The organism is Intrasporangium sp. (genome assembly GCF_039812505.1).
Lineage (GTDB): Bacteria > Actinomycetota > Actinomycetes > Actinomycetales > Dermatophilaceae > Intrasporangium_A.
In genome coordinates this window covers 1-10632 of record NZ_JBDIAQ010000122.1, presented here as the reverse complement: position 1 = coordinate 10632, position 10632 = coordinate 1, and the positions used below count along the sequence as shown (strand labels likewise).

Sequence of the window (10632 nt, the reverse complement as noted above, 5' to 3'; positions counted from 1 at the left end):
ACGGGCCGCTACCACACCACGCCGCGGGAGGGGGAGTAGTGCACCGCGTTGTAGACCTTGCTGGCCGGGATGTTCCACTGCCTGCCCCACGCGTCCCAGTTGTAGCGGTTGGGGTCGGCGGTGGAGATCGTCTTCTTGCCCAGGTGGTAGTTGAACGCGAGCATCCAGTGCTTGAGGTCCTGGCCGCGGTAGATCGGCAGGTAGCGGGTCGTCACGTTCAGGTAGGTCGTCTGCGGGATCCGGTAGGAGACGTCGGCCGCGACCGTGGTCAGCAGGTCCTGGGTGCTGGTCGGCTTGTAGTACGCCCAGTGCCCGTAGCTGGAGAAGTGCTGGTTCATCTCCCGCACGATCCACGAGTTGTCGGTGCCGTTCCCGTCGTTCTTGGTGCCCAGCTGCTTGCGGTACCAGCTCTCCGGGTGGTTGACCGACCCCTTGGTCATCCCGTAGACCATGTTGCGCATCGAGGCCGGTCCGCAGGTCCAGTTGTACTGCTGACCGAAGATGGTGGGGTTCAGCCAGGCCGTCGCGGTGGTCGGGAACCGTTTCGCGGCCGCGGCGCTGACCGTGGTGGCGCCCGGCCGCGTGGCCGGCGTGCGCCGACCGAGCAGCCGGTCGGCGGAGGCCTTCACCGCCAGCTTGTCGCCCATGACCCTGCTCTGGGCGGCCTGCTGCGCCGGGGAGGGCGGATCGCCCCCCTCGGCCGCGGACGCGCCCGGAGCGGCCAACCAGCCGAAGCTCCCGGCAACCAGCACCGTCACGGCAATCCGGCCGGTGGCAAATCGCATGTCGTGTCTCCCTTCGCCGGGCCAACGCTGGCGAAAGAGTACTGCCGGCACGGGTCGGGTCGGTCGGTCCGGAAAGTCAAGAACCTGTCAAATGTCCGTAAAGAGCGAGTCAGGACGGATCGCGCCCAGGTCACGCCCGCGGCCGGCGGGTGGGCGGCATACGGTGGCTGCCATGGAATACCGATACCTCGGCAACAGCGGGCTGAAGATCTCCGAGATCACCTACGGCAACTGGCTGACCCACGGCTCGCAGGTCGAGAACGACGTCGCCACCCAGTGCGTCCGCGCCGCGCTCGACGCCGGGATCTCCACCTTCGACACGGCCGACACCTACGCGAACACGGCCGCCGAGACGGTCCTCGGGGACGCGCTCAAGGGCGAGCGGCGCGAGAGCCTGGAGATCTTCACCAAGGTGTACTGGCCGACCGGGCCCGGCGGCAAGAACGACACCGGGTTGTCCCGCAAGCACGTCATGGAGTCGATCGACGGGTCCCTGCGCCGGCTGCAGACCGACTACGTCGACCTCTACCAGGCCCACCGCTACGACGTGGAGACCCCGCTGGAGGAGACGATGCAGGCCTTCGCCGACATCGTGCGGCAGGGCAAGGCGCTCTACATCGGCGTGAGCGAGTGGACCGCCGAGCAGATCCGTGAGGGCGTCCGGCTGTCGCGGGAGCTGGGCTTCCAGCTCGTCTCGAACCAGCCGCAGTACTCCATGCTCTGGCGCGTCATCGAGCCACAGGTCGTGCCGACCTGCCAGGAGCTCGGGCTCGCGCAGGTCGTCTTCAGCCCCATCGCCCAAGGGGTCCTGACCGGCAAGTACCTGCCGGGACAGCCGCCCCCGGCCGGCTCGCGCGCGACCGACGAGAAGGGCGGCGCCCACTTCGTCCGGCGCTTCCTGCACGACGACGTGCTGGCGGCGGTCCAGCGGCTGCGCCCGGTCGCCGACGAGGCGGGCCTGACCCTGGCGCAGCTGGCCGTCGCCTGGGTCCTGCAGAACCCCAACGTCGCCACCGCGCTCGTCGGCGCCTCCCGCCCGGCCCAGGTGTCCGAGAACGTCAAGGCCGCCGGGGTGCGCCTCGACGGGGCGGTTCTGCGCCGGATCGACGAGACGCTCGGTGACGTGGTCGAGCGCGACCCCCGCAGGACCGCGCAGCTGGCCCCGAAGGGCCGGGTCTCCTGAGGCGGATGCCGCCCGGCCGGCTCCCGCGGGCCGGCCGGTCCGGCGCACGGCGGGTCGGTCGGGCGGCGCTCCGGCGCGGATACTGGAGGCGTGGCCGGGTCGGTGTCACCGCGCTTCGCCCGCTGGCTCGCGTTCGCCGGGTGGGCGCTGGTGGGCGCCGGGTACGCCTTCGGGGTGCTGAGCCTGATGTCGATCGGTGTGTTCGTCCTGGCCGGGTCGGTCGTGTTGACGCTCCTGGTCCGCAGGGCGTGGGGCCGTGGCGGCATCGCCGGGCTGGTCTCGGGGCTCGGCCTGCCCGTGCTCTACGTGGCCTACCTCAACCGCGGCGGGCCGGGCTGGGTGTGCACGACATCGGGCCCAGCGATGTCGTGCACGGACGCCTGGAACCCGTGGCCGTGGCTGGCCGTCGGGGTGGCATTCGTCGCCGGGGGGATCGCCCTGCAGCTGCGGCGCCCGGCCGCCGCGGGCTGAGTGCACGGTGACAGACTGCTGAGATGGTTGGCGTCGCCCTCGGCTCGCGTTCCGGCCGAGCGGTCCTCGCCGCGGCGGTACTCGGCTCGGGCATGGCGCTGCTCGACGGGACGGTCGTCAACGTCGCGCTGGTGTCGATCGGGCGCGACCTGTCGGCCAGCCTGCAGGACCTGCAGTGGGTGACCAACGGCTACCTGCTGACCCTGGCCTCGTTCATCCTGCTCGGCGGCTCGCTCGGGGACCGCTACGGCCGGCGGCGGGTCTTCGTCGTCGGCGTCGTCGCCTTCGCCGTCGCGTCGGCGGTCTGCGGGGTCGCCCAGAGCCCCGGCCAGCTCATCGGTGCCCGGCTCGTGCAGGGTGTCGGGGGAGCGCTGCTGACCCCGGGCAGCCTGGCCCTCATCCAGGCGACCTTCGTCGAGCAGGACCGGGCCAAGGCCATCGGCACCTGGTCCGGGATGAGCGGGATCGCCTCTGCCATCGGCCCGTTCGTGGGCGGCTGGCTGATCCAGTACGCGAGCTGGCGCTGGGTATTCCTGATCAACGTGCCCCTCGCCGCGGCGACGGTCTGGGTGAGCCGGTCGGTGCCCGAGAGCCACGACGTGGAGGCGGCCGGCCGCTTCGACGTGCCGGGCGCGGGGCTGGCCACCGCCGCGCTCGCCGTGGCGACCTACGGCCTGATCGAGGCACAGTTGCTCGGTCCGGTGTGGACCGCCGTCCTGGTCGCCGTCGGGGTGGCGCTCGCGGTGGCCTTCGTCCTGGTCGAACGGCGAGTCCCGAGCCCGATGCTGCGCCCGAGCCTCTTCGCCTCCAGGGTGTTCACGGCGGCGAACCTGATGACCCTGCTGGTCTACGCGGCCCTGGGGGCCGTGATGTTCTTCCTCGTCCTGCAGCTGCAGATCGTCCTGCAGTACGGGCCCCTCGCCGCGGGGCTGGCCACCCTCCCGGTCACGATCCTCATGCTGCTGCTGGCCGGCAAGGGCGGGGAGATCGGGACCCGGATCGGGCCTCGCCTGCCGATGACGGTCGGGCCGGTCGTGTGCGCGCTGGGGGTCGCGCTGCTCGCCGGGGTCGGGGCGGGGTCGGGCTACCTGACGGGGATCCTGCCGGGCGTCGCGGTCTTCGGGCTCGGACTGTGCATCCTCGTGGCGCCGCTCACGGCCACGGTGCTGGCAGCGGTGCCGGACCGGTTCGCCGGCATCGCGAGCGGCGTGAACAACGCGGTGGCGCGGGCCGGTTCGCTGCTGGCGGTCGCCGCACTGCCGGCGCTGGTCGGGATCGGGGGCGACGCCTACCACGAGCCGGCCGAGTTCGCGCGGGCCTACACGGCGAGCATGTGGGTCAACGTCGTGCTGCTCGTGGCCGGCGGCGCGGTCTCGTGGCTGCTCGTGCGCAACCCGGCGACGTGCGACGAGAGCGGGCTGGGCCGCCGCCGCCCGCCCCAGGACCCGCCCGGCCCGCCGATCCGCGGCGGGGCCGTGTGAGCCGCTGCTCCGGTGGCGGGTCCCTGCTGCACCCGTATGCCGCTCAGCGCGCGAGCGTTCGGCGGCTGAGCGGCATACGGGCCTGGTACCGCTTGGCTCAGTCGATGCCTGTCGATCGCCTGAGCCGAACCGCGGCTCCGGGCCTCCCTCGCTGGAGCTCGGTCGATCCTCACCGCTTGGCTCAGTCGATGCCTGTCGATCGCCTGAGCCGAACCGCGGCTCCGGGCCTCCCTCGCTGGAGCTCGGTCGATCCTCACCGCTTGGCTCAGTCGATGCGCGCGACGGGCGAGCCCTGTCGCACCACCGCCTCCTCGGCCACCAGCAGGTGGACCGTCCCCGCCACCGGGGCGAGCAGCTCGGCGGAGACCTTGTCGACCTGCACCTCGGCGAGGAGCTGGTCGGCGGCGACGGAGGACCCGTCGGCGACGAACCAGGTGGACAGCACGCCCTCGGTGTCGGGTGCCTCCTTGGACAGCGCCGGGAAGAGGACGTCCGTCATGCGGTCACCGCCCGGCGCACCGCCGCCTCGATCCGCTCCGGCCGCGGTAGCACCGCGTACTCGAGGACGTGCGAGTAGGGGACCGGTACGTCGGGCACGGCCACCCGCTGCACCGGAGCGGTCAGCATGCTCGGGTCGTGGTCGGTGACCGTCGCGACGACCTCGCCGGACATGCCGAAGGACAGGTAGTCCTCGTCGACGACGACGAGGCGGCCGGTCTTGGCCACCGAGGCGAGGATCGCCTCGCGGTCGAGCGGGACCAGGCTGCGCAGGTCGATCACCTCGACGCTGATGCCGTCGCCGGCCAGCTTCTCGGCGACGTCCAGCGCGTGGTGCACGGACAGGGAGACGGTCACGACGGTGACGTCCGAGCCTTCCCTGGCCACCGTGGCCTGCCCGATCGGCACGACGTGCTCCCCGTCCGGAACGACGGCGGTCGCGCGCGGGTTCTTGGCCATCCACGGCAGGCCCATGACGCCCTTGTGGAACATGTAGACAACGGGGTTGTCGTCGCGGATCGCGGCGGTCATCAGGCCCTTGGCGTCGGCCGGGTTGCTCGGCACGACGACCTTCATGCCGGGCAGGTGGGCGAAGGTGCCCCACAGGCACTGCGAGTGCTGGGCGCCGTCCGAGTAGCCGCCGCCGACAGCGGTGGTCAACACCATCGGGACCTTGACGTTGCCACCTGACTCGAAGTGGATCTTGGCCATGTGGTTGTAGATCTGGTCGAAGCAGACGCCCATGAAGTCGACGAACATCAGCTCCACGATCGGGCGCATGCCCTCGACCGCCGCGCCGATCCCCAGGCCGATGAAGGCGGTCTCGGAGATGGGCGTGTCGAGGACCCGGTCCGGGCCGAACCGGTCGAGCAGTCCCGTGGTCGAGCCGAAGATGCCGCCGTATGCGCCGACGTCCTCGCCGAGGTAGACGACGGAGGGGTCGCGCTCCATCTCCTGGGCGATGGCCTCGACCATCGCCCGGGCGGTGGTGAGGCGGGAGCCGGTGGTGGTGTCGGTGATGGTCATGGTCGTCTCCTCACGCGAACACGTAGGACGTGGCCGACGCCGGGTCGGGCAGCGGGCTGTTCTTGGCGAAGTCGACGGCGGTCTCGACCCGCTGCCCGGTCTCGGCAGCGATCCGTTCGACCGCGGCGTCGTCGAGGATCCCGGCCGAGCGCAGGGCCTGCTCGTAGCGCGGGATCGGGTCGTACGACGCCACCTCGGCCAGCTCGGGCCGGTAACCCTGGGCGTCCCCCTCGAAGTGGCCCCAGAGTCGCAGCGTGTGCACCTCGACGAGCGAGGGGCCCTCGCCCGCCCGGGCCCGGGCCACCGCGCGCTTCGCCGCGGCCCAGACCGCCTCGACCTCGTTGCCCTCGACGCGCTCGCCCGGGATGTCGTAGCCGACGGCCCGGGTCGCGTTGGACTTGACCGCCGTCGCGGCGTCCCGCGGCACGGAGATCGCCCAGTCGTTGTCCTCCACGACGAACACGACCGGCAGCGTCCACCGGGCCGCGAGGTTGAGCGACTCGTGGAAGGCGCCCTGGTTGGTCGCCCCCTCGCCGGTTACGGCGACCGCGATCCGGCCCCCGCCCTGCCGCTTGAACGCGAAGGCCTGCCCGAGCGCCGGCGGGTAGCCCTCGGCGACGATCCCCGAGCAGGAGAAGTGCGTGGCCGGGTCGAACAGGTGCATGTGCCCGCCGCGTCCTCGTCCCAGACCGGTCTCCCGGCCGAAGATCTCGGCGGCCATGGCTCGCAGGTCCATGCCGTGCGCGATGGCCAGGTGGTGCGGGCGGTGCGTGGCCGTCAGGGCGTCGTCGGTGGTCAGGTGGGCGCAGACGCCGGCCGCGACGGGCTCCTGTCCGGCCGACAGGTGCATCTCCCCGGGGATCAGGCCCTTGCCGATGTCGAAGCCCGGGCCCTTGTCCGCGTGGTACTCCCGCAGGATCGCCTCCTCGAAGGTGCGGCAGAGCACCATCGTCTCGTAGAGCCCGAGGCGGGTCGCGCCGTCGAGCCGGCCGCCGCCGGGATCGGCGCCCATCGGCGCCGGTGACGCAGTCTCTGTCGTCATGACGGGTCTCCAGTTCCCCGGGGCCGGATGGGTGAGCCCCCCGCACCGCCTGCACGGCGCTCCTCGACGGCCGGCACGGGCCCCGGGACGCCGCCCGGCCGGACTCCAGCCTATGCAGCGCCGGCGGGGAAAGGGAGTGGGCGCGGGCGGGGACCGAGGTCGCCCGGCGAGCGTGGGCGGCATACGGGCTGGCTTGGTGGGCAAGGGGCTTCACGACGTGGGGATGACGCTGCTGAGGGGCGGCAGTTTCGGATGGTGCCCGGAGCGGATGGTTGGCCTGGGTTGTGCGCTGGTTCGGCGGCGCCGACGGGTCTGGGCGACCCAGGCGCGATCCGGTCCCACGGAGGCCGAACGGAGCCGCGTCCAAACCGGTGTCGGGGGCTCGAATGCGCCATGATGTGACACACCGGTCGTCCCGTGCCATCGTGGCCCGGCCGGAGGAGGAGGTCGGGATGAGCGAGCCGTTCGATAACGAGGTACGTGGCATCGTCGTCGGCTGGGACGCGTCGGAGGGGGCGAAGATCGCCCTCGACTGGGCGGCCGACTCGGCGCTGCGCCAGGGCCTGCACCTGACGGTGCTGCACTGCCTCGACGTCTACTGGGGCCCGGGGCTGTCTGCCGTCGACCCCGCGGGTGACTTCGCAACTGCCGAGGGGGTGGCCGCACCGGCTAGGTCCAGCACGGCCGGGTCCAGCATCCTGCGCGCCGGGATGGAGCGCGCCAAGACGGTGCTCGGGGAGGGCCGGGTCAGTGGCGTGCACGCCTTCGGCACGCCGGCGGGCCAGCTCGTCGAGGCCTCGCGGCAGGCCGACTACGTCGTGACGGGCAGCCGGGGCCGGGGGCGCGTGCTCTCCGGCCTGCTCGGGTCCACCTCCTATGCGGTCACCGCGCACGCACACTGCCCCGCGATCGTCGTACGGACCGCGACCGAGGACGGTGCGCGCCCGCCGCACCCGGGGCCGGACAGCCGGGTGCTGGTCGGGATCGACGGGTCGCCCGAGTCGGCCAAGGCGCTCGAGCAGGCCGCCGACATCGCGTCCCGTTCCAGGGCGCCGCTGCACGTCGTGGCGGTGGCGCGGGTGACCACGCCGGAGCTGGAGACCTACTTCGACCCACAGGAGAAGGGTCGGCGCGACCGTCAGGCCCGGGAGCGCACGCAGGAGTGGCTCGACGAGGCCAGGCGGATCCTGGAGGTGACCCAGCCGGCACTTTCGGTGCGGTACGAGGTGCTCTCGGGCTCTCCGGGGCACACCCTGGCAGACCTGGGCTTCGACGCCGGCCTGGTCGTCGTCGGCTCACGCGGCCGAGGTGGGTTCTCCGGTCTGCTGCTGGGGTCCGTCAGCCACACCATCATCCACGAGGCCCTCTGCCCGGTCATGATCGTGCACTGACGACCCGCTCGACCCTGCCCCTGCGTCGGTCGCGTGGGCGGGATGGGCGCCCGCGGGCCCCTGACCTCTCGCCCGACCCGCGGTGCGGGAGTGGCCCAGGACCCAGTCGGTCAGTCGGGTGAGCAGCTCTTCGTCGACGGGCCTGGCGAGCTCGGACCGGTACGCCCGTAGCGAGGGCTCCCCGGGTTGGCGGCGCAGCAGGTGGGTGAGGTCGGGCGCGGCCCAGGTCTGGGCGGGGCCGCGGACCACGTCGGCGATCCGATCGAGATCGTGGTGGTCCACCTGCAGGTCCTTGGTCCCCGTGATGGCCAGCACCGGCGAGGTGATCCGGGCGAGGTTCTCGCACGGGTCGAGGTCGAGGAACTCGCGGGCCCACCTCGCGTTCGTCCTGACCCCGGCGACGCGCGCGATATCCGTGGTCGTGCTGCGGAGCCTCTCATGGTTCCTGGCGACCTTCGTGGTCAGGTCGGTGCGCATCAGTCGCAGCAGGAGACGGACCGGCCCGGGCAGGGACGGGGCGATCTGCCGGCTCTGCCACAGGAGGAGCTCGCTGCCCACCGTCGCCGAGGCGCTGAGCAGCACGACCCCCGCCAGGGACTGGTCCGCCGCGCCGAGCGCCGCGGCCGCGAGGGCGCCCTCACTGTGGCCCAGGACGAAGACTGCGGCCTGGTCGACCTCGGGCCGGGTCCGGAGGAACCCGAGCGCCTCGGCCGCCTCGTCGAAGCGGTCGTGGACGCCGAAGCGACGCCAGTCGCCTGCCGCCCGGCTCTCGCCGACACCGCGTTTGTCGTAGCGCAGCGAGAGCACGCCGGCATCGGCCAGGGCATGGGCCAGCTCTCGGGTCACGTCCAGCCGCATCCGGCGGTGGTTGGAGTCGCGGTCGACCGGGCCGGAGCCCGGCACCAGCAGAGCCGCCGGGAAGGGACCGTCGCCCTCGGGGCGAAGCAGGGCGCCGGCGAGGCGGTCGGCGCCAACGGCGAAGTGGATCGGGATCTCTCGCATGACACACATCATTCTCATTTATGAGAATGATGTCAAGTGTGATAATAATGTTCTCGTCAAGGGCGCGTCGCCCGTCCGGGCCGCGGCGAGCAACGCGAGAGGGGCCGAGATGAAGGCAAGCGCACTGGTGCTGCATCCCGTTCGACTTCGGATCATCCAGGCGTTCCTCGGTGGGCGCTGCCTGACGACTTCCGAGTTGCGCGAGCACCTTCCCGACGTGCCACCGGCGACGCTCTACCGCCAGGTCGGGACGCTCGTCGACGGGGAGCTGCTCGAGGTGGCCGAGGAGCGCCGCGTCCGCGGCACCTTCGAACGCGCCTACCGACTACGGGAGGGCGCCGGGTCGATCGGCCCGGACGAGGCGCGCGAGATGTCGGACGAGGAGCATCGCCGGGGGCTGGTGACGTTCGTGGCCGGGATCCTCGCCGACTTCGACCGGTACCTCGAGGGCGGCGACACCGACCTGGCCCGCGACCTGGTCGGCTACCGGCAGGTCGCCCTCAACCTCAGCGACAAGGAGACGACCGCACTGGTGGACGACCTTCGCCGGGCCGTCGCGGCTCGGGCGGGGCTGCCCGAGGCGCCCGGACGTCGGCGCCGGAGCCTCACGACGATCCTCGTGCCGACCTCCTCGTAGGGCGAGCGCCCGCGCGAGAGGGCAGGGCAGAGCGGCCGCCAGGTGAGCGGCATACGGGAGGGGTGCGGCTCAGCCGAGTCCGGAGGTGAACCGGTCGAGCGCGTCGTCCCAGCGCGACTGGAGCCCCGGGTCGGTCGCGTGTTCGTGCACGAGCTCGATGCGCGTCCCCTCGCCCTCGGCCCTGATCTGCACGTCGACGAGGGAGGCGGGGTCGTCGTCGTCGGCGTGCCAGGAGACGCGGACCTGTTCGAGCGGGTGGTAGGAGCGGACGACGCCGCGTGGGCCGTCGTCGCTGTGCCACGACTCTCCCTTGCTGCCGAGCTGCGCGCCCGCACCGAGCAGTGCCTGCGTGCCGGCCGGGCTGATCAGGTGCTGCCACACCTGGCCCACCGACGCCGGGACGACCCGGCTCACGCACACTGCCCGGGACTGCGCTTCGTCGGGAACGGACTCCGCCGTACTGGTCATGGAATACCTCTTCTCGAGCGCTCCGGTCCCTACCGGACCGGACCCATCTGACGTATCCCAATAGACCAAGGAACGGGGGGAAGATCAATGCCTACCGGCTGGGAGTTTGGCCGCGCTCGCCCATGTCGGTGGCGACCCGTAGCGTTGCGCCATGATCGACCACTTCGGCATCACCTGCTCGGACCTGGCGGCCAGCGCCCGGTTCTACGACGGCGTGCTCGGCGTGCTCGGCTTCGCCCGTCAGATGGACTTCGGACAGGCGATCGGCTACGGCACCGTCGGCCATCCCGACTTCTGGATCTCCGCCTGGGAGGGCCCCGAGCCGAACCGGGAGGTGCACGTCGCCTTCCGGGCCGACGATGCAGAGCACGTGCGCGCGTTCCACGCGGCTGCGGTGCGGCTCGGCGCCGAGACGTTGCACGAGCCGCGGCTGTGGCCCGAGTACCACCCCGGCTACTACGGCGCGTTCGTGCGCGACCCCGACGGCAACAACGTCGAGGCGGTGTGCCACACGGCACCCGCGGGGTGAGCTCCGGGCCGGGGGCGCGGGCTCAGCCGAGCAGCATCGCCTTCAGCCGAGCAGCATCGCCTCCAGGGCGGCGCGCTCGTCCGCCGTGACGGACGCCGCGTAGTACTCGTACAGGCTGC

General features: G+C 72.1%; 12 protein-coding genes. 6 read left to right on the top strand and 6 right to left on the bottom strand.

The window, feature by feature from the left end:
• Window positions 1-8: 8 nt before the first annotated feature.
• Window positions 9-785 carry a hypothetical protein gene (locus tag WMI84_RS13930; protein WP_347354157.1) on the bottom strand — a complete coding sequence of 259 codons (777 nt, stop codon included), beginning with the start codon at window positions 783-785 and terminating at the stop codon, window positions 9-11.
• Window positions 786-957: 172 nt separating this feature from the next.
• On the opposite strand from WMI84_RS13930, the gene WMI84_RS13925 reads away from it, so the two are divergent.
• The 3 genes from WMI84_RS13925 to WMI84_RS13915 all read left to right on the top strand — a co-directional run bounded on the left by WMI84_RS13925 (window position 958) and on the right by WMI84_RS13915 (window position 3920).
• Window positions 958-1968 carry an aldo/keto reductase family protein gene (locus tag WMI84_RS13925; RefSeq protein WP_347354155.1) on the top strand — a complete coding sequence of 337 codons (1011 nt, stop codon included), beginning with the start codon at window positions 958-960 and terminating at the stop codon, window positions 1966-1968.
• Window positions 1969-2058: 90 nt separating this feature from the next.
• Entirely contained in the window at window positions 2059-2439 is a 381-nt protein-coding gene (locus WMI84_RS13920; RefSeq protein WP_347354153.1) for a hypothetical protein, read from the top strand.
• 23 nt (window positions 2440-2462) lie between these two features.
• Window positions 2463-3920 (top strand): MFS transporter, encoded by a 1458-nt coding sequence (locus WMI84_RS13915; protein WP_347354151.1) that lies wholly within the window; start codon window positions 2463-2465, stop codon window positions 3918-3920.
• A gap of 265 nt (window positions 3921-4185) precedes the next feature.
• Here the strand turns inward: WMI84_RS13915 and WMI84_RS13910 are convergent, their stop codons facing one another.
• Genes WMI84_RS13910 through WMI84_RS13900 form a run of 3 tightly spaced genes read right to left on the bottom strand, consistent with a single transcriptional unit; the run spans window position 4186 to window position 6486 of the window.
• Window positions 4186-4419, bottom strand: coding sequence for a lipoyl domain-containing protein (locus tag WMI84_RS13910; protein WP_347354149.1), 234 nt, complete (start codon window positions 4417-4419; stop codon window positions 4186-4188).
• Window positions 4416-5444, bottom strand: a complete 1029-nt coding sequence (locus tag WMI84_RS13905; RefSeq protein ID WP_347354147.1) for an alpha-ketoacid dehydrogenase subunit beta — start codon at window positions 5442-5444, stop codon at window positions 4416-4418. Before WMI84_RS13905 ends, WMI84_RS13910 begins: the two co-directional genes overlap by 4 nt.
• A 10-nt stretch (window positions 5445-5454) precedes the next feature.
• A complete protein-coding gene (locus tag WMI84_RS13900) occupies window positions 5455-6486 on the bottom strand; it encodes a thiamine pyrophosphate-dependent dehydrogenase E1 component subunit alpha (RefSeq protein WP_347354145.1) in 1032 nt (343 codons plus the stop codon).
• Between the two features lie 452 nt (window positions 6487-6938).
• Here WMI84_RS13900 and WMI84_RS13895 point away from each other — a divergent pair, with 452 nt between their 5' ends.
• Window positions 6939-7877 (top strand): universal stress protein, encoded by a 939-nt coding sequence (locus WMI84_RS13895; protein WP_347354143.1) that lies wholly within the window; start codon window positions 6939-6941, stop codon window positions 7875-7877.
• On the opposite strand, the gene WMI84_RS13890 is transcribed toward WMI84_RS13895, so the two are convergent.
• Window positions 7782-8879: an alpha/beta fold hydrolase gene (locus tag WMI84_RS13890; RefSeq protein ID WP_347354141.1), complete on the bottom strand. Its 1098-nt coding sequence runs from the start codon at window positions 8877-8879 to the stop codon at window positions 7782-7784. The genes WMI84_RS13895 and WMI84_RS13890 overlap by 96 nt on opposite strands.
• Between WMI84_RS13890 and WMI84_RS13885 the strand changes: the two genes are divergently transcribed.
• Complete coding sequence (locus tag WMI84_RS13885; protein WP_347354139.1) at window positions 8878-9516, top strand: helix-turn-helix domain-containing protein; 639 nt, start codon at window positions 8878-8880, stop codon at window positions 9514-9516. The two genes, WMI84_RS13890 and WMI84_RS13885, sit on opposite strands and share 2 nt — an antisense overlap.
• Window positions 9517-9585: 69 nt before the next feature.
• On the opposite strand, the gene WMI84_RS13880 is transcribed toward WMI84_RS13885, so the two are convergent.
• On the bottom strand, window positions 9586-9984 hold the full coding sequence (locus WMI84_RS13880; RefSeq protein WP_347354138.1) for an SRPBCC domain-containing protein: 399 nt from the start codon (window positions 9982-9984) through the stop codon (window positions 9586-9588).
• Between the two features lie 151 nt (window positions 9985-10135).
• Between WMI84_RS13880 and WMI84_RS13875 the strand changes: the two genes are divergently transcribed.
• Window positions 10136-10513: a VOC family protein gene (locus WMI84_RS13875; protein WP_347354136.1), complete on the top strand. Its 378-nt coding sequence runs from the start codon at window positions 10136-10138 to the stop codon at window positions 10511-10513.
• The last annotated feature ends 119 nt before the right edge of the window (window positions 10514-10632 follow it).